Here is a 26,159-nt window from a genome sequence, read left to right on the forward strand (position 1 = left end):
TATCTCATTGGAAAGTTTCAGTCTCATGTCTATGCAGATTAAAAAGTCCGGTCTTTTGCGTCGTGCGCCCGAGAATTTTTTGGATGCTCCTTTGCGTCTGTCCATCACTGAACAAGGCCTGAATGATGAGCGCCGTGGTTTCTTGCGCAAGAGCTTTGCGGCCGCCACGGCTGCGCTGGCATCTGGCGTAGCAATGGCAAGGCCGGGTACTGTGCCTGAGGGTGATGGTGACCCGCTGATATTGAATTTGCAGGATCATGCCAAGACCCTGGGCAACCCGGTCGTCATGCAGGGCTATGGCCAGCCATCGAAGTTTGAAGCCAATTTGCAGCGCCGCCAGTCTCCCGGTCTGACGCGGGTGCCACAGGCTTCTGTCTCGTTTGCTCCCTTGCAGGGATTCTTTGGCATCATCACTCCTAGTGGCCTGCATTTTGAACGTCATCACCAGGGCTGGATAGATATAGATCCAGCACAGCATCGCTTCATGATCAATGGCCTGGTGCGCGAAGCCAAGGTCTACACCATGGATGACCTGATGCGCCTGCCCTCGGTCTCACGCATGCACTTTATCGAATGCGGTGCCAATAGCGCGACTGAATGGGGTAATGTCGCCGTTCCTACGGTGCAATACACCCATGGCATGCTGAGCTGCTGTGAATTTACGGGGGTACCCTTGTCCGTCTTGCTCGATGATTGTGGCATCGATCGCAAGAAAGCCAAATTTGTCCTGGCTGAAGGTGGCGATGGTTCTGCCATGACGCGTACCATCGATATTGCCCGTGCCATGGATGATGTTATCGTCGCCTATGGCATGAATGGTGAAATGCTGCGGCCAGAAAATGGCTACCCGCTGCGTCTGGTCGTGCCCGGTGTGCAAGGCGTGTCATGGGTCAAATGGCTGCGCCGCATAGAAGTCGGTGACCAGCCATGGGCCACCAAGGATGAGGCTATCCATTACATCGATCTGCAACCCAGCGGCTTGCACAGACAATACACCTCGGTGCAGGAATGCAAGTCCGTCATCACCACACCTTCGGGCGGTCAGATGTTGCTGGAAAAAGGTTTTCACAATATCACCGGCCTGGCATGGTCAGGCCGTGGCAAGGTCAAGCGCGTCGATGTCTCTGCCGATGGTGGCCGCAGCTGGCGCACCGCCAGACTGGAAGGCCCGGTGCTGGGCAAATGCCTGACCCGCTTTAATATGGACTGGAACTGGGATGGCGGGCCAGCGATCTTGCAATCGCGCGCCATCGATGAAACCGGCTACGTTCAACCCAGGATCAATCAATTGCGCGAAGTGCGCGGCACCAAATCGATTTATCACAATAATGCCATCCAGTCCTGGAAAATTAACGAAGATGGTGAGGTCAGCAATGTACAGGTCGCTTGATATACGCAAGTCGCTAAGCACGTCTTTATTTACTCTTGTGCTGGCTGGTTTCAGTCTTGCCGCCAGTGCCGCAGACTATAGCAATATAGGCCGTGCTGCGACTCCTAAAGAAGTAGCCGCCTGGGACATCGATGTACGCCCCGACTTCAAGGGCTTGCCAAAAGGCCGTGGCAGTGTTGACCAGGGCCAGCAGGTATGGGACGGCAAGTGCGCTTCTTGCCATGGCACTTTCGGTGAGTCTAACCAGGTATTTACGCCTCTTGTTGGTGGTACTACCAAGGATGATGTCAAGAATGGCCGCGTGGCAGCATTGACTGGTAATAGCCAGCCGCAACGCACCACCCTGATGAAGGTGGCAACAGTCTCGACACTATGGGATTATATCAATCGCGCCATGCCCTGGAATGCACCCAAGACCCTGACCACGGAAGAAGTGTATGCAGTAACAGCGTATATGCTGAACATGGGTGGCATCGTCGCCGACGATTTTGTCATGTCTGATGCCAACATCGCTGATGTGCAAAAACGCATGCCCAACCGTGACGGCATGACAGAGAAGCATGGCCTGTGGCAAACCAATGGCAAGCCGGACGTGAAAAATACTGCCTGCATGAAAGACTGTCTGAAAGAAGTCAAGATCACCTCTGAATTGCCCGCCTTTGCACGCAGTGCCAACGGTAATCCGGTGGAGCAAAACCGCACTGTTGGTGCTGTGCGTGGGGTGGACTTGAACAAGGCAGCTGTTGTCAAAGTCAGTGCGCCGGCCGCCGAAGAAGGTTTGAGGCTGGCCAAGCAATATGCCTGCATCGCCTGTCATGGCGTCAAGGATAAAGTGGTCGGCCCCGGCTTTGCCCAGATTGCCGCGAAATACAAAGGCGATGCCAATGCCGAAGCCAGTCTGAGCAAGAAAATCAAGTTGGGTGGCAGTGGTGCCTGGGGCGATATCCCCATGCCACCGCAAGGCCATGTCAAGGATGCAGAAATCAAGACCATGCTGGATTGGATCATGCGTCAATGAGTTTGGCAGAACTTACGCAAAACCGCCCCAGCGGCGTTGCAGCTCCTAGCCGTACTAAAGTACTGTCTTCGTCGCTACGCCTTGCTGGGACAATTTTGCGTAAGTCCTATTTAGTAAAGCAGCAGGGATTTTTTCAGTTTTGTCATATCGATGGAACGATTTCGCGTTAAGCTTATCGAATGAAGTAAATTCAGTAAATCGCAATATCAGCAATATTAGTCATATCAGCAGCGCCGGATAAATGCTCACTCAGGAGACAGTAATGAAGCAGGCAATCAAGATCAACGATGACGGTCAGCAACGCCGTGATTTTTTACGTATATCCACGGTATTTGGCCTGGCCTTTGCCGCTGGCTTGTTAAAACCATCCGATGTATTCGCCGCAGAATGGCAAGCCAAAGCCTTTGAAGCCAAGAACATGCAAGATGTTTTTGCTGCACTGGGTGCAGGTAGCCCGGCTGTCAGTGCCGACATCGTGATTGGTGCGCCTGACATTGCAGAAAATGGTGCGGTAGTACCCGTCAGTGTCAGCAGCAAAGCTGCCAATACCGACTACATCGCCATCCTGATAGAAAAAAACCCGAACGCCATGTCTGCGGCATTCAATATTCCAGAAGGGACAGAAGCTTCAGTCAGCACCCGCGTCAAGGTTGGTGAAACCTCGAACGTGCATGCCTTGGTGAAAGCTGATGGTAAATGGTTGGTGGCTTCGAAAGAAATAAAAGTTACTCTGGGCGGTTGCGGCGGTTAATTTTTAAGACCTCTCAACACAGAGGCTCAGAGACACAGAGGGACACAGAGAAGTTCAAGAGAAAAAATCGGCAATTAGGTTGCAGATGTGTAGGTTGGGCTACGACTCACCAGCCCAACACTCGGCACATAAACAACGTAATCGTTAATGCGAAGTTGAATGATGTATCGATAATATGTTTCAGCCAGATAAGTAAGCTGAATATTTTATAGACCTTCTCATGCTTTTCTCTTTGCCTCCGTGTCTCTGTGGTGAGCTTTTAGGTCTTAATCAGATATTCATTTAAAATTAGCAAAAAAGGGAGACATCATGGGCGATCCTATGCGTATTCGGGCGGCGGTTACTGGCGACGTCGTTGAAGTAAAAGTATTGATGCGTCACGATATGGAAACAGGTCAGCGTAAAGACCTGGAAGGCAAAGTCGTACCCGCACATTTCATCAAAACCCTGCAAGCCAAATGGAAAGACAAGCTGGTGCTGGATGCGCAGTTTGGCCCTTCGGTTTCCAAAGACCCTTTCCTGTCCTTCAAATTCAAGGGTGGTGTCAAAGGCGATAAAGTGTCGGTGACCTGGACGGATAGCAAAGGTGACCAGCGTACTGATGAAGCAGCCATAGCCTGATAAGGAAAACCATGTCACGTCATGCTCTCAAATCACTGTCCTGTATGCCGCTGTGTGTCATGCTGGCATGTGTTGTGTTGCCCTCTGCACAAGCCCAAACTGCAAGCCCATCTGCGACCGATGAAATTGCCAAATACCGGCAAATGCTGGCCGATGGCAACCCGGCAGAATTATGGGAAATGCGCGGCCAGGAACTCTGGCAAAAAAAGATGGGCCCGAATCAGCAAACGCTGGAGCAATGTGATCTGGGTAAAGGGCCAGGCGTGACCAAGGGGGCTTATGCAGAATTGCCGCGCTATTTTAAAGATACCAACAAGGTCATGGACCTGGAACAACGTCTCATGCATTGCCGCATGAGCTTGCAAGGTCTGACACGTGAACAGGCAGTGAAAACACCTTTCGGTTCCGCTGGCAACCCGTCTGATATCGAAGCACTGGTATCTTTTTTAACGGCAGAATCACGTGGCATGAAACTGACGGTCAGTACCAAACACCCGGCAGAAAAACAGGCCTATGAAATCGGTAAAAAGATATTTTATTACCGTGCCGGTTCGCATGATTTTGCCTGTGCATCCTGCCATTCTGCAGAAGGCCAGCGCATACGCCTGCAAGACTTGCCCAATCTGAACAATAAGGAAAATGCCCAGGCTGCATATTCGACCTGGCCAGCTTACCGTGTGTCACAGGGCGAAGTAAGAACCATGCAACACAGGCTCAATGACTGCTTCCGCCAGCAACGCTTCCCCGTGCCTGACTACGCTTCAGACACCATCACTGCACTGACCATGTTCCTGGCAAAATCTGCCGAAGGCGCGGTCATGAATGCACCTGCCTTAAAACGCTAAGGGGATACGCATGAAAAATTTACGTATAAGCCATATCAGTGTTTTTCTGGCAACGGTTTTTAGCACAGCAATAGTTTCTGCTGCGGAACCGGATTACGCCAAAGCCGCGCTGGAGATGATGAAAGCCGATTTCAAATCCAAAGGCCCGGCCACCATGGAACGCATGGTGCAACAGGACGAAGCCCAGGCGCTGTGCAGTGCTAACCCGCAAGGCTTGAAAGCCAAGCCAGCAAAAAAACTGGAACAGGCGCAACTTGCCACTGTCAAATATCCGGCGGATGGCCAGTACATGGGCGACTGGAAAAATGGTGAAAAAATCGCCCAGAATGGCCGCGGCATGCAATCGTCCGATGCCATGGGTTCAGTCAATGGCGGCAACTGCTATGCCTGCCACCAGATGAGCAAGGCTGAAATTTCTTTCGGCAATATCGGGCCCTCGCTGTATCAATTTGGCAAACTGCGCGGTACCAGTCCAGAGATACTGAAATACACCTGGGGCAAACTGTATAACGCACAGGCTTACAACGCCTGTTCCAAGATGCCACGGTTTGGACATAATGGGGTGTTGACTGAGGCGCAGTTGAAGGATGTGATGGCGCTGTTGCTGGATGTTGAGTCGCCGGTAAATAAGTAGGACATTGCGATTTTGGTGCATACGTCTTGTTGTCACCGAAGTCTGTGCCTCTCCTTGTTACTGCGACCTGATTTACGTCGCTCCAGCGAAGGCTGGAGCTTAGTGGCGTTTGTTGCATGCCGTGTGCTTTGATTAAAGCGATTGCCCTTTGTGGACACAAGCCGGGTCTCGGCCCGGCGGCCGAATCCCTTTCTTTGCTTCGCCAAAGAAAGGAATCAAAGAAAGGCGACCGCAGACTTGCCCTTCGGGTGCTTACGCTGCGCTCCAGCACAATTTGTGCATCACAAAAAATGGGAAAGCTTCGAAACTCGCTACGCTCAAACAACGAAGCTTTCTGATCCATTTTCTGTGAAGCACAAATTGCTATGTCCCAAGCGGATTAAAGTCAAAAACAACATCAACAGCAACGTCAACGTCAACGTCAACGACAAAGCAACACCAAAAACAGAAAGCGAATCATCATGGGTCTGAATCGTCGTGATTTTTTACAAGTAATGGCCATCGCCGCCGCTGGTGGCATGCAGATAGATGCGCAAGCAGCCATGGCGAATCCTGCGGCACATAAGCTCTACGACCTGCCGCGTTTTGGCAATGTCCATCTCATGCATTTCACTGATTGCCATGCGCAGTTGTTGCCGCTGTATTTTCGCGAGCCCAGTGTCAATCTGGGCATAGGTGCGGCATTTGGTAAAAGCCCGCATCTGGTCGGTGAACATTTGCTCAAGCAATTTGGCATCAAGCCTAATACACCTGAAGCCCATGCCTTCAGTTGCCTGAACTTTGAACAGGCGGCAGCGACCTATGGCAAGGTCGGTGGTTTTGCGCACCTGACAACGTTGGTCAAGCGCATCAAAGGCAACCGCCCTGGTGCGCTGTTACTGGATGGTGGTGACACCTGGCAGGGATCGGCGACTGCCTTGTGGACCAAGGGGCAGGACATGGTTGATGCCTGTTTGCAGATGGGGGTAAATGTCATGACGGCGCACTGGGAAATGACGCTAGGCGACAAGCGCGTCAAGCATATCGTCGAGAATGATTTCAAGGGCAAGGTCGATTTCGTCGCGCAAAATATCCAGACTACCGATTTTGGCGATCCCGTATTTGAAGCCTTTGTCATGAAAGAAATGAATGGCGTACCAGTCGCCATCATAGGACAGGCCTTTCCGTATACGCCCATCGCCAACCCACGTTATCTGGTGCCGGAGTGGAGCTTTGGCATACAGGAAGAAAATATGCAAAAGACCGTCGATGCTGCGCGTGCCAAAGGTGCGAAAGTCGTCGTGGTCTTGTCGCATAATGGCATGGATGTTGACCTCAAGATGGCCTCGCGCGTGCGTGGTATAGATGCGATTCTCGGCGGACATACCCACGACGGCATGCCAGCACCTGTCATCGTTGAAAACAGTGGCGGCAAGACCCTGGTGACCAATGCGGGCAGCAATAGCAAGTTCCTCGGCGTGCTCGATTTTGATGTGAAAGAAGGTCGCATACAAGGCTTCCAGTACAAGCTGTTGCCCGTGTTTGCCAACTTCCTGCCAGCCGATATAGAGATGCAGGCGCTGATACAAAAGATCCGTGCACCTTACACCGCAAAGTTGAGTGAAAAACTGGCAATGACAGAGGGCACGCTCTACCGCCGTGGTAATTTCAATGGCAGTTTTGACCAATTGATTGTCGATGCACTCATGGAAGTCAAAGAGGCAGAAATCGCTTTCTCACCCGGCTTCCGCTGGGGTACTTCGTTGCTGCCGAATAGCGCCATCACCATGGAACATGTGATGGACCAGACCGCCACCACTTATTCGTACACCACCGTCACAGAAATGACAGGCGCAGCCATCAAGACCGTGCTGGAAGACGTGGCTGACAATCTGTTCAATCCTGATCCTTATTACCAGCAAGGCGGCGACATGGTGCGCGTCGGTGGTTTGAGCTATGCCATAGAACCAGCAGCAGCGATGGGCAAGCGCATACAGGACATGCGCCTGAATGGCCAGCCATTGGCAGATGGCAAAGTATATAAGGTAGCTGGCTGGGCACCCGTGGCAGAAGGTGCCAAGGGCGAACCAGTCTGGGATGTGGTGGCACAATGGCTGCGCACACATAAAAAAATCACGCCACGCACATTGAATACGCCGCGCCTGATTGGTGTGGCTGGCAACCCCGGCATGCTGGGGTAAGCAAATAGAACTCATTTCATAAATAGGTTGAGACGCGTTTGCCTCATAACGCGGGTTGGTAAGGCGAGAGAGGCAGTCAATAGCGGCGCTATTGATAACGAGTCCAACGCAGTCCGGCACGCGTTATGTGGCAAACCCTTCGGGAACCGACGATTTGGGCGCATTGCAGCGTGCAGTTTGTTACCTCGCGCTCGCTAAGGCATCAGCCTTAGCGTCGCGTCACGCCTTGCACTGCATCCCAAATCGTCTTGTTCGCACTCATCCTATTTATGAAATGAGTTCTAGATACCTGGGTGTTGTCGCCCAGATATCTATGAGTATTTTCTGCGTTTTTCTTCTCTTCTTTCGCTAATCTCTGCGATTTATCCTCTTGCCTGGGACTTAAGTTCCTGATGGCTTGCAGCGCTTACAAATTATTTTTGCTGCACAGCGCAAAAATCACCTGTTTTGGTTTATGTTATGACACTTTATTTGATTTGAGCTTGGAACAAGCGCGGGAGTAGTGTCAGCATGATCATCGGTATTGATTTGGGAACAACAAATAGTCTGGTCGCAGTCTGGAAAGATGGCAAATCTCAACTGGTACCCAATGGTCTGGGAGAAACGCTGACGCCGTCCTGCGTCAGTCTGGATGCCGATGGTTCGATATTGGTCGGCAAGGCTGCCAGAGAGCGTTTGCAGACCCATCCTGAGCGCACGGCAGCAGTGTTCAAGCGTTACATGGGTAGCGACAAGAAAGTGCGCTTGGGGCAAAAAGATTTTCGCGCCGAAGAATTGTCTGCCCTGGTCTTAAAGTCATTGAAGGCCGATGCAGAAGCTTTTCTGGGCGAAGCGGTAACTGAAGCTGTCATCACTGTACCCGCGTATTTTTCTGACGCCCAACGGAAGGCGACCCGCACCGCAGGCTTGCTCGCCGGTCTCAAAGTCGAGAGGCTGCTCAACGAGCCCAGTGCCGCGGCACTGGCCTACGGCATGCATCAGTTAAATAGTGAAAGCCGCTTTCTGGTGTTTGACCTTGGCGGCGGTACTTTTGACGTCTCCATCCTTGAATTGTTTGAAGGTGTGATGGAAGTTCGCGCATCTGCCGGTGACAATTATCTTGGTGGCGAGGATGTGACCAGTGCCATCGTTGACCTGTTCTTCCAGCGTAACAAGCTTGCCACCAGCCTGCGCAATAATCCCATGTTCATGCAAAGGCTGGGTGCCTCGGCTGAGACAGCCAAGCGCAGCTTGTCCGCAGGCCAGCAAGCTAAAGTGCAAATCCAGCTGGATGGCAATGACCTCAGCATGGACATTGATGAAGAAGCCCTGGACAAACTCTGCGCCCCCTTGCTCAAACGTATGCGCGAACCGGTGGAGCGCGCCCTGCGCGATACCAATATCCGCGCCAACGAACTCGACAGCATCGTGCTGGCAGGTGGTGCTACCCGCATGCCTGTTATCAAACGTTTGGTGACGCTGATGTTTGGCCGTTTCCCTACCAGTGAAATCAACCCGGATGAAGTAGTGGCCCTGGGTGCTGCCGTGCAGGCTGGCCTGAAGATGAAAGATGCCGCCCTGGAAGAAGTCGTCATGACTGACGTGGCACCTTACTCCCTGGGTGTTGAAGTCTGCATGCGTCTGGCCGACGGCAAGTCTTCTGATGGCCATTTCTCACCTGTCATCGAGCGCAATACAGCAGTTCCAGTCAGCCGTGTTGGCCATTACCGTGCTGTGGATGCGCGCCAGACCAGCGTGCAGTTGCGCGTTTTTCAGGGAGAGTCACGCCTGGTCAAAGACAATATTCTGCTTGGCCAGCTCGATGTTCCCTTGCAGCAGGACGGCAATGAAGAGAGGGCAGTCGATGTGCGTTTTACCTATGATGTCAATGGCCTGCTTGAGGTCAGGGCCAATGTCAACAATAGCACTGAAAGCTATGTCCTTATAATTGAAGGCAACCCTGGCATGCTTAGTGATGAAGAGATACGGCAGCGTTTTGCCGAGTTGGAAAAAATCAAAATGCACCCGCGTGATACGATGGAAATGCGTACCCTTCTGGCCAGAGCTGACCGCATCTACCAGCAGGTGCGTGGTGACTTGCGCTCCTGGCTGAGCGTGCAGATAGCCGAGTTTGAAGGGGTGCTGGAAACGCAGAACCCACGCCTTATCAATCCAGCCAAGAACAAGTTTTCCGACATGCTCAATTCCATAGAAAGCGATAGCCATCTGCATTCGGATTTTGACCCGCAGCCGAATTAAAGCGGGCATGCAGATGTTTTTGAATTGAATCATGGTATATATTCCGCCGTTTTTTCAGCTGTATGGTTTGCCTCCCGATGCTGACGAACGCTCAGTCAAGCGCGCTTATGCAAAGCAACTGAAAAAAATAGACCAGGAAGCAGATCTTCCTGGCTTTCAGGCATTGCGCGAAGCTTATGAAGAAGCCCTGGAATGGATCAGGTACAGAGACAGTGGCAGGCTGAGTCAGTCTTACGCAGCAGAGCAGCAGCCTGCTGATGCAAGTAGTGAGAACAAAACATCGCCCCCGCAACAGGAGGTAATTGCTGCGTCGCCAGTGCCATTTGCAGGGCAAGGAACTGCGGAAACTTTGGCAGATTGTATCGCTGCCCTTGAAACCATACGCTGGCCAGAGCCAGTACGCCCGCTGGCACCCCAAAAGCAGGCTCTTGATACGCATATAGGAAATGCAAAGCCACCTCCGGATGCGACAGCGTCTGTGACGGCGCCAGAGTCTGCAACGCAAACCAGTCCTGCACAGGCCATGCAGGACAGTGACGCTCAACTGGCTACCAGCAAGGCAGAGCGTGTTTTTGCCGAAATGCTCATGGCAATGCGCAAGTGCGCTGGCGAAGAAGGTTATGCTGAAAAACATTTGCAACTCGCCATGAGCGACCCGCGCCTGGGTAGCAGTGATGCCCGCTACGCCTTTGAAACCCTGGTGGCGGCCTATCTGTCCAGAGGCTGGCGACATGGCAATGGCGAGCTGTTCAATGCTGCCTTTGACATCTTTAACTGGACCAGGGACAGACGCCGTCTGTTGAGCCTGGGCCGTCCTGGCCATGTGCTGGAGCGTGCCTGCAAAGAGAAGCAGGCATTCCTTGAAAGACCTGCCAGCCTGCACAAAGCACAATGGGAACTGCTGAAAAAACTGAGACAGGAAAAAAATCCAGACAAGGACTACCTGGAAGCCAATTTTAAAAAAATGCTGGTGCTGGACGAGTTGTATCCGGTCTGGATATGGATGGTGACCAGCAAGGATAATTTCCATATCTGGAAAGCACAATATGAAGCGCTACAAGAGGTCGCCCGGGCAAAGGCGCTCAGGGAAGCCGCAGAAATTGAGGCGCGAAACAAAGTAGAGCCAGGAAGTGGCGGCACGTTTTCCGTACCAGGCGCAGACGATGGGACTGCTGGAAAAGCTGGTTTCTTCGCCGCCTTGCGTGCCAGGCACTGGCCCTTTGGCCGGTATTATCTGCCAGCTTTTTTGTGTGTAATTGCCTTGGTCATCGTACAATTGCTCGTGCATGATGCCAAGACGGCGATACCACTGGAGGCGGTGGTTCGGCAACCTGTACCAAAAACGCCTGCAGCGCGGTTTGATGCTGCCAGCCGCGACTTGAGCCGCGCCGGTAATCGCGAAGAAAATCTGCAAAAAGCGCTGCTTGAACTGGTGCAATTGTCAGACAACGGTTATGCCAAAGCTTCCTATCAACTGGGCTGGTTTTACCGTGAAGGCAGACAGGCCAAGCCAGACGATGCGGAGGCACTCAAGTGGTACACCAAAGCAGCGGAACAGGCGCACCTGGATGCTGCCGTCATGGTGGCTGATTATTATTTTGAAGGGCGTGGCGTCAAGAAGGATCTGGACCTGGCCATACGTTGGTACAGCAAGGCTGCCGCATCGGGGCAAAGTCTGGCACAGATTAAGCTGGCCCATCTGTACGCAGATGGTACGGGAGTGAAAAAAGACAAGCAGCGCGCACTTGAACTAATTGTCACTGCCGCAGAAAAAGGGCAGGCCCTGGCACAAAGCGAGCTGGGTCTGATACGCATGAATGGTTTGTATGGCACACAGGTCAGCAGTGAAAAGGCTGCTTACTGGTTTATGTTGAGCGCCCGCCAGAATGATGTACTTGGCCAGCGCATGTTTGGGCTCATCCATGAAAAAGGCCTGGGCGGTTACAACAAAGACCTCAATGCTGCCGCAAACTGGTATGGCAGGGCAGCCAGGCAGGGCGATGCAGAAGCCGAGAAGAGATTGAAGAGCCTGTGTCAGTCGGGTACTTATCCGTATTGCAGCGATACATAAATTTGCCCTCTGTTTAATTTGCTTCTGGTGATGAAATGTCTGCCAGAGCGATAAAGAATAAAACCAGCACAACCTGCACTGACCAGGCACTGGCTTCACCGACACTATATTTTCATGCGTAATCTACCCTTATTTTTTGTTGAAAATCAGTTAAATGCAGATGCTGACGAGCGCGACGTCAAGCGTGCCTATGCACGGAAATTGAAGCAGATAGACCAGGAAAATGATCTCCAGGGCTTTCAGGATTTGCGCCATGCCTATGAAGCTGCGCTTGCCTGGTTGAAGTATAGGGAACAGTTTCAGTGGCAATTCCAGATGCAGGAAATACCGCAGGAAGAGCACGACTATGGCATTGTTGCAGCGGTCACAGAAACTGAAATGACTTTGGCACGGCAGGACACGCCAGTGACGGATGAGATTCCGCCGCAGGATGAAATTGTTCAGGATGAATTTGATGCGGCTCATGGCACGACAGGGCAAGAAGAGAGTCCTGCCGAGGATGCGGCCCTGCCTTTGCAAGCTCAGGCGCCCGGTGCAGGTACAGGAACGCAGCAAGAGCCGGTAGTCGTTCAAATACCAGAAGCTGCCATCAATCCGGCACAAGCTGCAAAGAAAATCTTCAATGAAATGCTGGACGCAATGCGCCTCCATGGTGAAGATGGTGATGATGACGATTTCGCCGGGAAAAACTTGATAGCCTTGCTCGACGATACGCGTCTGTTTCATATGGAAACACGCTTGCTTTTTGAAGGCATGCTGGCAGAATACCTGCTGCAGGGCTGGCAGCCCGGGAATGGCGAATTGTTTGATGTAGCGGTGCAAAATTTTGGCTGGGAAAAAGACCGTCTGCGTCTGCTTCAACTTGGCAGGCCCGGTCGCGTTATTGATCGTGCACTGAGCGATGCCGCTGAGTTTTATCGTAAAGATAAAAAAGCCCGTGCAAAATTATGGGCTGTGATCATAAAAATCAGAAAAGAAAAATCTCCCGGCCAGCAATACCTGAAAACGAATCTGGGCTTGCTGAGGCATATGCAGGATACTTATCTTTCCTGGCTGCTGCTGGTAACAAGCAAAGAAAATCTTGCACAATGGTCAGCAGATGCAGAGGAAATCCAATCCAGCAACCCTATTGGTGATCAGCGGGTATTTCCACAAAAAGAAGAAAATAATGCACATCCTGCCTATTGGATAGTCATTGCCTTGGTTGTGTTGATGGGTATGTTTTCCAACAAGGACAGGTCCACACCAAGCTATGATCCGGGGAAATTCACGTCTGGAGACGGGACGTCATTTGTTCTGGAGAGACCTGATCGCAATTTGACACCGCAACAGAGAATTAGAAAGGCAGAAGTGTTGCTCTCTATGAACCGGGACCGCAAGGAAAATTTCAATAAGGCAGTCCGTTCTCTCGAAAGTGCGGCGGGGGACGACAGCAGTGACGCCGCTTACCATCTTGGCTGGTTGTACCGGGACGGCAAGTTTGCGTCTTCAGACAAACAGCGTCAATATGCCTGGTTCCTGAGGGCTGCTGAACTGGGGCATACGCAAGCCAGTGTCATCGTTGGTGATCTCCTGATGGATGGCCTGGACGGCAAGCCCAATCACAAAGAAGCCTTGCAGCATTACAAGAAAGCGGCAGACCAGGGAGATGCACGGGGCCAGTTCAAGCTGGCCTATATGATGGACCATGGCTATGGAATAAAACCAGACAAGGCAGTCGCGGCGCGTCTCCTCAATGCTTCCGCTGACAAGGGCTTTGCTCATTCGGAATCCCTGATGGGGCAGTTTCACCTGCGCGGAGAATATGGATTTCCTCGTGATGAAGTCAAGTCAGCCAACTGGTTTTCATTAAGCGCCAAGCACGGCGACCCTGTAGGAGAACGCTATTTTGGCCTGGTCCATGAACAGGGGCTGGGGAGCTATAAGATCAATCTGGGTGAGGCTGCGAAGTGGTATGGCAAGGCGCGTGACCATGGTGACAAGGATGCTGATAAGAGTTTGCAGCGTCTGTGCAAGAAACAGGAGTTTTCAGAATGCAAGCCTGCGTCTGCAAGCGTCAATACGATTTCTGTCGTGACTAAGGCAAAGTGAATGTCCATGAGCAAGTCCGGATTGCATGGACGTAGGGCAAGACATGGTCGAAGCTATCTGGCTGATAAAACAAGCCGCAGAAAAAGGACATGCCATTGCCGCCGTCAAAATGGGAATGATGCATTTGGAGGGCAGCGGTGGATTGGAAAAAAATGAAGAAAAAGCTGCATACTGGTTTGCGCTGGGCGCAAACCGTGGAGACATGGTTGGGCAACGAAAGCTTGGGACTATTTATGAGCTGGGCCTGGTTAAACATAACGCTAATCTCAATGAAGCCAGTGTCTGGTATTCCGCAGCGGCTGGACAAGGGGATCAGGAAGCGAAAACCAGGCTCAAGGTAATTTGTAGCAAGGGGGAAATACAAGGCCTGCTGAAGTCGCTCAATGTCCGCTTTCTGCCACATTTCATGTGGCTTACGTTGTGGCTTGATCCCCTGCAGCTCACGTTAGGCTAGGTAGTTGATCTCGACAAGGCAAGCATCTGGTGTGCCTGGATGGCACCAATGATGAACAGCAATCCAAAGCAAGATTGACGTCAATTGGAATGACAAAGAAAATACGCAGGCTGCGGATCTTAGATGGGATTTCCGTCAACCCGCAAAGATTTGCTTTTTCTGTAGCTTAACCAAACCCACCGCCAGCGCCGCACAAATCAGTAAACCACCGGCCAGCCTGATCACGTTTTCAGGATTGCCACCCAGCCAGGCCTGGTAATACAGCGGCAGAGTGAAGATTTGTATGATCATGGGGATGACGATGAACATATTGAATATGCCCATATACACTCCCGTGCGCTCTGCCGGTATGCTGCCTGCCAGCATGATGTAGGGGTTGCCCATGATACTGGCCCAGGCCAGGCCCACGCCCAGCATGGGGATAAATAATAGTGCTGGTGTATGTATGGCTGGTATGCTGATCATGCACAAGCCCGCCAGTGTCAGGCACATTGCGTGGCTGATCTTGGGCCCAAAACGGCGGGTGAAAGGTACCAGGGCAAAGGCGGCAATGAAGGCGATGAAATTGTAGAAAGCGCCTATCTGTCCATTCAATAATCCCGCTTCACGAAAGCTGGCAGAACTGGGATCACTGGTGCCAAATATGCTGCGCCCCAGCGACAGCATGATGTATTGCCAGTAGCAAAACATGGCATACCACTGAAACAGTTTGACCAGCGCCAGTTGGCGCATGGTCGGTGGCATTTCTTTTATTGCCAGGCCTATCTCGGCCAGAGTAGCACGCCAGCCTGTGGCTTGTTGCCTGATTTGTGCCAGTTGCTCAGCCGTCAAAGGGATTTCTGGCGTCGTCTTCAAAGTCCACAAGATAGAGGCGATTGAAAACACAGCACCGATGATAAAAGCCGCGATGACGATGTAGGGGATGTGATGGCTGTTGACGCTATTACTATTCATGCCTGTCACCACCAGTATCGATGGTGTCAGGTAAGCCAGGGTTTGCCCCAGGCCGGTGAAGGCGCTTTGCGTGAGGAAGCCGACAGAATGCTGGCTGGCATCGAGCTTGTCACTGACAAAGGCACGGTAGGGCTCCATCGTCACATTATTGGCAGCATCAAGTATCCACAGCAAACCGGCAGCCATCCAAAGTGTAGAGCTGAAGGGCATGATCAATAAACCCAGGCTGCACAATACTGCACCAATCAGGAAATAAGGCGTGCGCCTACCCCAGCGGCTGATGGTGCGGTCACTCATGGCACCGATCAGCGGTTGCACCAGCAAGCCTGTCACCGGCCCGGCCAGCCACAAATAGGGCAGGCTGGCTTCGTCAGCGCCCAGGTAAGCATAGATGGGGCTCATGCTGCTTTGCTGCAAACCAAAGCTGAACTGTATGCCAAAAAAACCAAAGTTCATGTTGATGATTTGCCAGAATGACAGGCGAGGTTTACCTGTCATTTGCTGCGGCTTGGCTATGGCTGCATTCATGAATTTGCTCCACTGCTTTCAATGACTGGCAGGGTTTCTGCATTCCAGCGTCCTTGCCATTGCTCATAAAAGCCAGCATCGCTGGCAACCGCACCGCGTACACCACAAATGGCTGCCGCAAATTGATGGGCACGCTGCAGGCTGATGTGCAAAGGCCATTCGCGCTGCATGCCAAGTAAAAAGATAGCGGAGAAGGCATCGCCACCACCTACAGTATCAACGACTTCAACTTTGACAGCTTCGCTTGTACTGCGCAGGTACTGCCCAGTCTCATTCAGATAGGCATAGCCGCGCTCACCCAGGGTGGCGATGATGGCTTGCAGCTTGAATAGACTTATCAATGCTGTTGCATGGGTCTGGATATCTCTATCGTCCAGTGCAGCTTCGTTTTCTGTCTTTGGCTTGTCCAGATAAATTTCTGCCAGTATCTGCAATTCTTCTTCATTGACCTTGAGTATGTCGGCAAACTGCAATGATTGCTCTATGGTAGCCAGGCTGTATTGCATGGCGCGCAAATTCAAGTCCAGGTACTTGAGTGCCTGTGTCTCCTTAAGCAAACCATACAAGGCTGCGCGTGATACAGGGTTTCTTTGTGCCAGTGTGCCAAAGTAAAAAATACCTTGGCCATGTGCTGAGCTTGCTTGTTGCATGACAGTGATGGCTATCTGACTATCGATGTAGTCATATGCCTGCTCGTGCAAAATCTCGAAATGGTGTTTGGCCTTGTCCATACTATCGTCTTGCGTGACTTTGACGCGGCCTGTGGGGTAGTGCAAGTCAGTCTGCAAACCAGTTGCAGACAATTTGAAACGCTGCATGTCAGCGCGTATCAATTCTGCAGTCGCATCATTACCCACACGCGAAATCATCAGGGGCGCACAATCAAAATAACCCAGGCTGCGTGCCACATTGAAAGGCGCACCGCCAACTACAGGCTGATCAGGGAAATCATCGATCAGGGTTTCTCCAAAGATGATGATGGGTTTGCTTTGCAATGACATGGGTTTCTTTTCTGTTAGCGTGCTTTAGTTGGGGGGGTAATTGCAGGTTTCAAATCCTTGATACCATTCATAAACCCCTCCCTTTCGAGGGGAGGGTCAGGGTGGGGATGGGTTTCGGCTAATCAAACTAGCACTTAAACTGTAAGCCCTTGTTTCTTTACCAGCCATAGTTGCGAATATGCTTGCAAGGTCAAGGTATTATCAACATCAAGCTTGCTCAACTGATCAACCCAGCCTTGCCCAGGAATATCATAGTCCGCCAGCAGTTCCGCCATATTCAAGCTGATGCTGCTCTCTGAAAAATTCCCCAAAAACAGCAAAGGCGCATCCGTGCTGCCACGTAAAAAAGCCAGCACGGCAGGATCTTTTGCATGCAACAAATGTCGTGCTGCCTGTGCTGCCAGTTGCGGCAATTGCCGGCGTTGTTGCAGCATATGACCCAGCACAGTGAATACAGCACCTGCATCATGCAAACTGGAATGACGCTGGTCATATAATTCCTCATTCCAGACCGGCCTGTGCAACCAGCGGCTATCTGCTGCCTGCGCGGGCACGTGTTGGTAGGTCTCATCATTCAGTTGTGCCAGCTCATCACCCATATAGATCAGCGGCATGCCGCCAAAGCAAAAACTCAGCCCATACAAGAGTAGCAGACGTTGCCTGGACAGATGTTTTTCTGTTGCTGTTTGTGCGCTGGAAAAACCGGTCAGCGCTGCCGCCATGCCGACCGTGCCGTGGACTGCTGCCGGGCCGTCAGCCTGGAAGCTGGCACCGCGCGCATAGCTGCCATTGCCGCTGTAAAAACGCGCTACCCCGGCCAGCCTTTGCTGTACATCTTCTGTCTCCAGATTTGCTTCTGGCCGCAGCACATTCCAGCCTATGTCGTCATGGCAGCGCACATAAGTCAGCCAGCTGCTTTGTTGCGGCAGTGCTGGCGTGCCTGCAAATACATGGCGTAACAGGCAGGTGTCCTGTTCTGCCAGCGCGACCCATGAGGCTGCCATCAGGCTGCTGTGATAGGCGAGGTGGCACTCCTGTTTTGAATTCGACTCACCGTTGTTGCCAAGGTAGGCGGGGAGCTCTGCCGTTTCAACGATGGCTTCAGCCTTCAGCAAAACACCAGGAGTAGCAATTTCTACCAGACTGCGCAAGGCTTGCAAAATCTGGTGGGCTTCTGGCTGGTTCATGCATTTTGTACCTGGGCGTTTCCATAAAAAGGCGGTTGAATCCAGCCGGAAAGCTTCTACCCCACGGTTAGCGAGGCGCAACAGGGCTGCCGCCATGTCGGCAAAGACCTTTGGATTGCTGTAATTCAGATCCCATTGATAAGGGTAGAAGGTGGTCCATACCCATTCCTGCAATTCAGGCACAAAGCTGAAATTGCCAGGGGCAACTTGCGGGAAGACCTGACCAAGATGCTTTTCAAAATTATCTGGAATTGTGCGATCAGGGTAGTGATAAAAATAATCTCGGTAGTGCGGGTCACCTTGTTTTGCCGCGATAGCCCACAGGTGATCGTCTGCCACATGGTTGAGTATAAAATCAGAACACAGGCTGATACCTGCTGCACGCAGGGCAGCGCTGAGTTCTTCCAGGTCTGCCATATTGCCAAGACGTGGTTCTATCGCATCAAAATCGGCTACTGCAAAACCGCCATCATTTTCGCCAGCACGGGCTTTTAAAAAAGGTAGCAAGTGCAGGTAAGTCACGCCCAATTCCTGCAGGTGCGGGATACGTTGTTGCACGCCGCGCAAGTCACTGGCAAAGCGGTCTACATAGCAGCAATAGCCGAGCATGTTTTCTTTGGTGAACCAGTTCTTGTCCGCACTTCTGGCATCATCCAGAACCTGCAAGGACAGGGGGCGTGCTGCGATAGATTCACCTGTGACTTGCAAGAGTTCTGTCAGCCATGCAGCGTAAGCTTGTTCATTGCTGAATTGATTGCCATACAGTGCCAGCAACGTTTGGTATAAATCGGGGAGATGCTTTGCCAGCCTGGTCGCTATGCTCGCGTGCATGCCCGGTGCCAGCTTGCTGAGCAGGGCCGTGAGGAATGGTGTTGTGTTCGATGCGGCAGACATGATGCAGGTAGTGCCTTAGAAAAAACGGGTCATTAAAAATGGCTCCCCCACATGTTGGGGGTGTAGGGGAGCCTAAAGTGCTACCAGGGACTGGTTCCTACTCGTGGCCTTGCCTAAGCTACTGCGCGGCGCGATTTTGGGCATGCGATGCTCATCGTACTTAAGTACGATTGCGCTTCTTAACCCAAACTAGCATCGCTCGCTACGCTTATGCAAGGCCACTTTACATATAGCGAAGTTCTAGAAGCTATATTTCAATGACGCTTTTACACTGCGTCCATTGATGGATCTTGCTGCATGTCCGTCGCCTTCTACTTCGGTGTATCCTATGTTGTTCGTCAGGTTGTTGACGCTCAGTGAGACCTGAACTTTGTCGTTGATGTTGTAGTTGACGAAAGCGTTCAGGACGTGGAAGGCGGGCAGAATCAGGGTGTTGGCGTCGTCACCATAGGACTTGCTGGTGCCTATCAGGCTGGCACCGAAGACGGCGTCGCCCATGGTGTAGGTGGGGGCAATCTGGTAGGTGTAGCTGGCCTGGCGGCGTGGTGTTTTGCCGACTACTGACTTGTCATTCGCTGCCGTGATGCTGGCATTGGTGTAGGTCAGGCCACCAGTAACGCGGAAGGCATCGTAGCGATAGCTGGCCTCAATTTCTACACCCTTGGCATCGTAGTTATTGGCAGTGAATTTTTGTGTGGTCGCTTCAAAATTCGATTCTTCTGTCTTGGCCTGGAACAGGGTTACAAAGCTGCTGAAGCTGCCGGCTTTCCATTTCACGCCTGCCTCGGTTTGCTTGACGATATTGGTACTGATAGGCGTGCTGCCATCCAGCGGATTACCAAACATGATGCGGTCTGCATTGAAGGCGATGCCTTCGCTGACGCGGGCAAACACGGCGATGTCTTTGGTGACACGATAATTGGCACCGAAAGAGTAAGACGTATGGTTCACGCCATAGTTGATGAATCTGGTATTGGCTGCACGATAGCTTTGATTGACTGCCTGATTGAAGGTGCCGCTGGCATCCTGTTTGTCATAACGCAGACTGCCATCCAGGTTCCAGTTGCCGCTTTCCCAACCCAGGTTGGCATACATGGCATTGGTCTTGTACTGTGCATCGATATTGCGGTTGCAGCAGCCGCCGAACACATCCGTACCTTGCGCCAGCAATCCGGGTGTACCGGCAATCGTACCATTTGAATTCAGCAGCGCAGGTTTATCACCGCTGGCTTGCATCAGGTATTGATTGAAGTTCCAGGTCACGCCCAGGTTTTGCAGGGATGAATACCAGCCTACGGTAGTGGCAAACTTGCCGCCGGACGTCTCAAATACCTTGGACAATTTCATGTCATTGACGGTACTTCCCAGGTCATCAATTGAGGTGTTGAAGACTGTTGCCGTGAATGCTGCACCAGTATATGTCTTGCCAGCATTGGGGCCGGTAGCGTAAGTCATATTTGTTGCCGCGGCACCGCTGACACCTGCATCAGCCGGGAAGATGGAAATAAAGCGACCTGTATTATTGGATTTGCGGAATTTTTCATCCAGGGTCCAGCCACCACCCAGTTTCAGGGATGCCTCTGCACCAAAGGCATTGTTAACGACGTGCAGGCCATCGTTCACATTCGTCGCTATCTTGTTATTGTTTTTATCGAGGACAATATCGCGTGTCCAGTAGGGTGAATAAAAACTGGCGGTGCGCGGGTCTATGCCGGGCAGTTCAGAAATATTGCCATTCACCGTCCTGACTGGTACTGGCATATTCATCGGTGTCTTGTCATCCAGATGCTTAAAGCTCAGACGCAAGTAGCCATTGTCCAGTTCGTGGGTGATATTGGCGCGTAGTTGCCCGCCTTCTTCTGCTGTAAGGCCAGCTGGGCGTGAGCTGTCGCCGCTACGATAATAGCCAGCGATAAAGGCGCGTGTCTTGCCAGACAGGGCTGCGCCATAATCAAAGTCAAAGCGGGTCTGGCTAAAATCCACACCCTTGCTGATGCCTATGCTGCCACCTTTTTCATTGCCGGTCTTGCTGATGAAGTTGATGATGCCGCCTGGTGAATTGGTGGCCATGGTCGATGCCGTGCCACCGCGCACCACTTCCAGATGTGACAGGCTGCCATCGGCGCGCAGATACATGTCTGGTGTGACGAAGGCGATATCGCCAAATTGCAGCAGTGGCAAGCCATCTTCCTGGAACTGTACATAACGCGCACCACCGGCAGAAATAGGTACACCGCGCACAGTCAGGTTGGCATTACCTTCACCGCCCGATGATTCTGCCCGCACGCCAGGGATGGAGCGCAAGATTTCTGCCGCATTGGTCGGGGCGGATTGAGAAATCTGATCAGCATCGATGGTACTGATGGATACGCTGGCCTTCATCTTGGAAGTACCTACAGGCGTACCCGTCACGATGACTGAATTCAGGTTCAGGGAATTTTTATCTTTATCCTGTGCTGCTGTATTGTCTTGCGCCCATGCACCGTTCATGTGCAGTAAGGCCAGGGAAATGACGCTGGCCATGCGCGTCATTTTGATGTGTGATGATTTCATTGCTGTCTCCGCTGTCATCATTTTTATAAAGCTGCACAGAACAGGTCTGCGCATGCATGTCTAGTACCTTGTTGTCTGAGCACAGGCATCACGCTGATAGAAGTGATGCTGTGTCAGTCACAAAAGACCTCCAACAATTTTCGCCGCGCTCTTTGGACGGTTCAGTCTGATTGAATTTGAAAATCAGCTGCCGTGCTCGATGGCGCTTTTTTGCGATCCCTGGTTTGCCAAGGCAAACGCTGTTGAAGATCTTTTGTAGTGCAGGTGAAGAGAATTATCTGGTAAATCGCATTTTATTGCAATCGATTGCAAAGATGCATTGCAATAAAATGGTGCAACATTTCTTCATGGTAAATTTCCAAGTCCATGTGGAGACGAGGGGAGAGCGCCAGGGCAAAGGATTGCGTCCTATGAAATCTAGTCGCGCATCTTTAGCATTTCTTCTGGCTGAAGTGTGGCGAACATAGCTGCCGACCTATGTGTTTTGTAAGCAACAGGATGGCTGGATAGAGTCATTTATGTTGCAATGCACAATGAAAATCGAGGGAGATTTTTGAGGTTTCTGTAGGAACGTTTTAAATTATTGCAATCGGTTGCAATAATTGTTGATAATCTAAATAGACCAAGCTTGCCGTATCCCGTAGGGTGCGTTCCAACGCACCAGTCAATCGAATGGCGTAATTTTACGTGAGAATTTGAAGCGGAAGAAACATGGCCAGCGAGGGACCTGTCTCGTATGAGTTGCACTATCCAAGGCAAACACTGCTTGCCCTCACCATCAATTCAGTAGGCAACAACTGCGCCTTGCTATCGCCATCTTCTATCAAGGTCAACAGGGCATCGACCAGTGCCAGGCCTGCCTGCGCCATGGGCTGGCGTACCGTAGTCAATGGCGGGTGGAAATAGCGTGCTAGTTCTATGTCGTCATAACCAACGACGGCCACGTCATCCGGCACCCGGTAATTATTTTCGCGCAGACTGTTGATGCTGGTCATGGCCAGCAAATCGCTACAGGCAAACAGGGCATCGAAGCTGATTTTGCGGCGGCACAGTTCTGTCACAGCCAGCTTGCCGCCTTCTTCTATGAATGAAGCAGGGACCACAAGTTTTTCATCAAGGGCTATACCATGCTGCGCCAGCGCCTTGCAATAACCTTCATAGCGTTGCGCTACTTCGGGCAATTGCGTGTCCCCAAAAAAGGCGATGCGTTTGCATCCGCTTTGCAGCAGGTGCTCAGTGGCTTTGTGGCCGCCGGTGACATTGTCACTACCCACGGTCACATACAATTGCTGTGGCAGTTGCGCACCCCAGACCACGATGGGCACATGGCGTGCCGCCAGTTGGTTCAATTGATCATGATGCCGCCATTGGCCTATCAAAATCACGCCCAACACCCGGCCGGTATCAAAAATCTGCGCTGCATTATCGAGATGTTCTGCATCGATGCGTGACAACAGCATGTCAAAACCACGGTCAGTCAATGCATCGGCGAGACTACCTAATATGCCCAGGAAGAAGGGGTCAGATAAATGCTGGCGGGTTTCAGAATCAAAGGGCACGACTACGGCAATCGTGCGTGTCTGCTTCAGGCGCAGATTGCGGGCATCGATATTGATGGAATATTTGAGCGAGCGCGCCAGTTCGGCAACGCGCTGACGGGTTTCATCATTGACCAGGCTGCTGCCACTCAGTGCACGCGACACCGTCGAGGTAGAGACGCCAGCCAGCCGCGCGATATCAGCCATTTGCAGACGGCGCTGCTCTTTGCTGGCGGACTTGTGTGTGTCTGCTGTAGTGTCCGTCTTGGCTTTCATCTTATTGTTCTTGGTTTGAATGTGTGGACTAAGTGTAGGACCAATGTGATTTTTTCAGCCCCATTATAAAACCGAAATCAGCCAGAGCGGAAATTATGCAATCTTGCTGGAAGTTTGACGTGCACTGAGGCTCGGTTTTTAACGCTCAGGCTTGATTCCCTGTTGCTCACGCCACTCTTTCAACAAAGCCTGACGCGCGCGCGGATAGGTTTGATCTGCCACTTGTAAACCCTGTATGCGGTCAGTACGAAAATGGCGGAAGTCATTGCGTAATTCACACCAGGCGACAATGATGCGCAGATTATCAAAGAAGGACAGGGCGCAGGGCCAGACGATACGTTCGCTGGCTTTGCCGGTTTCATCCTGATATTCGAGCACGAGTTTGTGCTGCTTGCGTATGGCCAGACGTATCTGGCGTAACTGTTCATCATTGCCGCCACTCCTGCTGCTGGGGCCTATCAGCAAGCCGCTGTTTTCCAGTTCCAGTCTCGCTTCTGCTGGCAAGACCGAAGCAATTTTTGCCAGGGCATCACGCGCAGCCAGGGCTAGTTTATGGTCAGCCTGTTTCGCCACCCAGCGCGATCCCAGGGCGATAGCGGCAATTTCTTCTTCCGTGAACATCAGCGGTGGCAGCGTGAAGCCGGGTTGCAAGACATAGCCTATGCCAGCTTCGCCGGCGATCTTTGCGCCCTGGCTTTGCAAAGTGGCGATATCGCGGTATAGGCTGCGCAGGCTGATGCCCAGTTCTTGCGACAAGGCTGCACCACTGACGGGATAGCGGTGCCTGCGCAGGATTTGCATCAGCTGTAACAGGCGTTCAGTACGCGACATATATATGCTCAGTTGTTGTCTGGGTCATGACAATTCATTTATCAGTAGTAATTTGCACAATTTTACCCTGTTGCATACCTATATTGCGCCTTGCGGAGCTTGCACTGCAATACAGCAACTTCGTCAGCATAGTCTTACGTAACTATCGTCTTAGTCCGATTTTGTTCTTCAGGGCTGGAGACTACTATGCAGATCATGGATGCAGGGCGAACAAACGAAGTAAATTGAAAAATAAACACGGGAGTTAACAATGCCACAAGCCACCTGGAGCGCCAAAAGAGAGCGCCAGTTCAAACACATCAAGGATGGTTTAATTAAAAGTGGTCGTGAGCCCGGTTTGGCTACAGAAATTGCTGCACGCACCGTTAACAAAGAGAGGGCTCAGCATGGCGAAAGCAAGGAAGCGAGCAAAACCTCCCTGCAGGATATGCCTGCAGGGAGACGCGGCGGACTTCATTCACATAGCGGACCAATGGGACGCACTTATGCGCAGTTATATCAGGAAGCGCGCAAGAAAAATATCCGGGGGCGTTCGGGCATGAACAAAGCGGAACTGGAGCAGGCAGTTGATTATGGCAGGCGTAGTAAATAGAAATAACGGCAAGAAATAACAGCAAAAAAAAACAGCAAAGAGGCAGTGAGTAATAAGTAGTAAGCAGTAAAAAAAAAGAGTTCAGGCAGATAATAAAAGTAAGCGAAATAGAAGTAAAAAAGAAATGTAAAAAAATATATAAATCTTCTGCATGGGTAAAATCATGATCATCATAGGCATCAATAAAGCACCGGCACAACAATGGCTGCTCGTTGCATTACGGACCGCGAAGGCAGCGGCGGAAGCAAATGAAGTCGAATGGGAATATGCCCATATCAGGATAGAGCTACCACAAGGTCGTTCGTATTCCAAGCTGCCAGGGCATATGAACCTGGTGGAAAATTAATAGCAACAGGTACACATTGGCAGAGGGGAAGATCATGCATACGCCACAACTTGTTTTGTATGGGGTAATGGCCATGATCTTGCTGGCTTCATTTTTCTTGAAGAGATGATCATGAGCGCTCATTATTTCGCCTTGGTCGTATGTAGCCTGTTGATGTATGCGCAATATAGCTGTGCACAGGAAGTAAAGTCTCCCCCAGGTAATGACATTACAGCGCAGCAGGCTGGTCTGTCCAAAGACATATCCAGAGAACTGACTGCAGACGACAATAAAGCCAGCAAACCAGGTGATGCCAGCACGGTGGATGAGAAAGCAGCGTCAGCACGGGGAGCTGACAGGACTGAACTGAATGGCCCGCCAGTGCCCGCTATTTCTGATGCGCAGCTCACTGGAAGAGCTGGCGGCACTCAGGCTGGAAATGGGCAGGACTTATATACCCGCGTCACGAAGGAATATTACAGCCAATCTGCAACCGCGCCTGGTAAGCAGGAAAAACCGGGTACTCTGTCCAGGTTTGGCCTACGCTATTCTCAAAGCGGCAATGATCATATTTGGCTGGAATACCGCTTCAGCGACAAAGGCGCGATACGCTTGCGCGGCGCAGCTCACCGGGGTGTGAGAGTTCTTGCGGTTTTTGAATATTGAAACTCAATATTCAGGCAGAGACATGAACTAATAAATCAATGCATGCAGTCTCCGGCAATTTTTACAGACCGGTGAAACTCATTATCTGCCTGCATCGCCAGTTCTGAGCGTCTGGCATGGTCAGGCTTAATGCATTGTTTTTATGCCGTTTTTACGGATACTGACACACCTGATAAGGAGCTAGCATGAACAGCAGATTTCAAGCAACAATCGAACGAACGCCAACCATGCATTACAAGAATTATGATATTTTTGTGATTGCATTCCCAAGACCCGATGGCCATTGGTCTGCCAGTGGTGAAGTGCAAAAATATGGTGCTGAAGGCCTGGAAATCGGTCAGCAATTCAGCGGTCCCTTCAAGGCGAACAGCGAAACCGAAGCCAAACTCGCCGTCATCCGTGATGCCAAAATGAAGATCGATGCCATCCTGGCCGAACCGAACTAGCTTGTTGCATATAATTCATAGGTTCAATTGCAGTTCAGGAACTGAATATGCTTTTGTTCTTCTTTGTGAAGTTCA

Annotated in this window: 22 protein-coding genes; 15 read left to right on the forward strand and 7 right to left on the reverse strand. The window is 51.5% G+C overall.

Annotated features, from left to right (window positions below; genetic code table 11):
• Positions 1-25 precede the first annotated feature (25 nt).
• From soxC to AC07OI_RS24865, 11 genes are all read left to right on the forward strand, one after another.
• The gene (gene soxC, locus AC07OI_RS24815; protein WP_495259077.1) at positions 26-1,390 is read left to right on the forward strand and encodes a sulfite dehydrogenase; all 1,365 of its coding nucleotides are present in this window, start codon (positions 26-28) and stop codon (positions 1,388-1,390) included.
• A complete protein-coding gene (locus AC07OI_RS24820; RefSeq protein ID WP_495259078.1) occupies positions 1,374-2,408 on the forward strand; it encodes a c-type cytochrome in 1,035 nt (344 codons plus the stop codon). Before soxC ends, AC07OI_RS24820 begins: the two co-directional genes overlap by 17 nt.
• 262 nt (positions 2,409-2,670) lie before the next feature.
• Positions 2,671-3,159, forward strand: coding sequence for a thiosulfate oxidation carrier protein SoxY (gene soxY, locus AC07OI_RS24825; protein ID WP_492709194.1), 489 nt, complete (start codon positions 2,671-2,673; stop codon positions 3,157-3,159).
• A 309-nt stretch (positions 3,160-3,468) separates the two neighbouring features.
• Positions 3,469-3,780, forward strand: a complete 312-nt coding sequence (gene soxZ / locus AC07OI_RS24830) for a thiosulfate oxidation carrier complex protein SoxZ (RefSeq protein ID WP_495259079.1) — start codon at positions 3,469-3,471, stop codon at positions 3,778-3,780.
• Positions 3,781-3,791: 11 nt separating this feature from the next.
• Entirely contained in the window at positions 3,792-4,625 is an 834-nt protein-coding gene (gene soxA, locus AC07OI_RS24835; protein WP_495259080.1) for a sulfur oxidation c-type cytochrome SoxA, read from the forward strand.
• Between the two features lie 10 nt (positions 4,626-4,635).
• Positions 4,636-5,259, forward strand: coding sequence for a sulfur oxidation c-type cytochrome SoxX (gene soxX, locus AC07OI_RS24840; RefSeq protein ID WP_495259081.1), 624 nt, complete (start codon positions 4,636-4,638; stop codon positions 5,257-5,259).
• A 467-nt stretch (positions 5,260-5,726) separates the two neighbouring features.
• Complete coding sequence (gene soxB, locus AC07OI_RS24845; protein WP_495259211.1) at positions 5,727-7,439, forward strand: thiosulfohydrolase SoxB; 1,713 nt, start codon at positions 5,727-5,729, stop codon at positions 7,437-7,439.
• 510 nt (positions 7,440-7,949) lie between these two features.
• Positions 7,950-9,677, forward strand: a complete 1,728-nt coding sequence (locus AC07OI_RS24850; protein WP_495259082.1) for a molecular chaperone HscC — start codon at positions 7,950-7,952, stop codon at positions 9,675-9,677.
• Positions 9,678-9,708: 31 nt separating this feature from the next.
• Entirely contained in the window at positions 9,709-11,748 is a 2,040-nt protein-coding gene (locus AC07OI_RS24855; protein WP_495259083.1) for a J domain-containing protein, read from the forward strand.
• 114 nt (positions 11,749-11,862) lie between these two features.
• A complete protein-coding gene (locus AC07OI_RS24860; RefSeq protein WP_495259084.1) occupies positions 11,863-13,839 on the forward strand; it encodes a tetratricopeptide repeat protein in 1,977 nt (658 codons plus the stop codon).
• Between the two features lie 43 nt (positions 13,840-13,882).
• Positions 13,883-14,293: a tetratricopeptide repeat protein gene (locus AC07OI_RS24865; RefSeq protein WP_495259085.1), complete on the forward strand. Its 411-nt coding sequence runs from the start codon at positions 13,883-13,885 to the stop codon at positions 14,291-14,293.
• A gap of 135 nt (positions 14,294-14,428) precedes the next feature.
• Here the strand turns inward: AC07OI_RS24865 and AC07OI_RS24870 are convergent, their stop codons facing one another.
• From AC07OI_RS24870 to AC07OI_RS24900, 7 genes are all read right to left on the reverse strand, one after another.
• The gene (locus AC07OI_RS24870) at positions 14,429-15,775 is read right to left on the reverse strand and encodes an MFS transporter (protein ID WP_495259086.1); all 1,347 of its coding nucleotides are present in this window, start codon (positions 15,773-15,775) and stop codon (positions 14,429-14,431) included.
• Entirely contained in the window at positions 15,772-16,776 is a 1,005-nt protein-coding gene (locus AC07OI_RS24875; protein WP_495259087.1) for a PfkB family carbohydrate kinase, read from the reverse strand. The genes AC07OI_RS24870 and AC07OI_RS24875 overlap by 4 nt, the downstream gene beginning before the upstream one ends.
• Before the next feature lie 134 nt (positions 16,777-16,910).
• Entirely contained in the window at positions 16,911-18,857 is a 1,947-nt protein-coding gene (locus AC07OI_RS24880) for an alpha-amylase family glycosyl hydrolase (RefSeq protein ID WP_495259088.1), read from the reverse strand.
• 240 nt (positions 18,858-19,097) lie between these two features.
• Entirely contained in the window at positions 19,098-21,410 is a 2,313-nt protein-coding gene (locus AC07OI_RS24885) for a TonB-dependent receptor (protein WP_495259089.1), read from the reverse strand.
• An 88-nt stretch (positions 21,411-21,498) separates the two neighbouring features.
• Positions 21,499-21,660, reverse strand: coding sequence for a maltose acetyltransferase domain-containing protein (locus tag AC07OI_RS24890; protein WP_495259212.1), 162 nt, complete (start codon positions 21,658-21,660; stop codon positions 21,499-21,501).
• Between the two features lie 496 nt (positions 21,661-22,156).
• Positions 22,157-23,224, reverse strand: a complete 1,068-nt coding sequence (locus tag AC07OI_RS24895; protein ID WP_492709211.1) for a LacI family DNA-binding transcriptional regulator — start codon at positions 23,222-23,224, stop codon at positions 22,157-22,159.
• Between the two features lie 138 nt (positions 23,225-23,362).
• A complete protein-coding gene (locus AC07OI_RS24900) occupies positions 23,363-24,055 on the reverse strand; it encodes a helix-turn-helix transcriptional regulator (RefSeq protein ID WP_495259090.1) in 693 nt (230 codons plus the stop codon).
• Positions 24,056-24,305: 250 nt separating this feature from the next.
• On the opposite strand from AC07OI_RS24900, the gene AC07OI_RS24905 reads away from it, so the two are divergent.
• The 4 genes from AC07OI_RS24905 (at position 24,306) to AC07OI_RS24920 (ending at position 26,084) form a co-directional block, all read left to right on the forward strand.
• Positions 24,306-24,647 (forward strand): plasmid stabilization protein, encoded by a 342-nt coding sequence (locus AC07OI_RS24905; protein WP_492709215.1) that lies wholly within the window; start codon positions 24,306-24,308, stop codon positions 24,645-24,647.
• Between the two features lie 151 nt (positions 24,648-24,798).
• Complete coding sequence (locus tag AC07OI_RS24910; RefSeq protein ID WP_492709216.1) at positions 24,799-24,993, forward strand: hypothetical protein; 195 nt, start codon at positions 24,799-24,801, stop codon at positions 24,991-24,993.
• Positions 24,994-25,104: 111 nt separating this feature from the next.
• On the forward strand, positions 25,105-25,638 hold the full coding sequence (locus AC07OI_RS24915) for a hypothetical protein (RefSeq protein ID WP_495259091.1): 534 nt from the start codon (positions 25,105-25,107) through the stop codon (positions 25,636-25,638).
• 185 nt (positions 25,639-25,823) lie between these two features.
• Entirely contained in the window at positions 25,824-26,084 is a 261-nt protein-coding gene (locus AC07OI_RS24920; protein WP_492709219.1) for a hypothetical protein, read from the forward strand.
• Positions 26,085-26,159 lie beyond the last annotated feature (75 nt).

The organism is Undibacterium sp. GW821-FHT07F11, assembly GCF_059418665.1.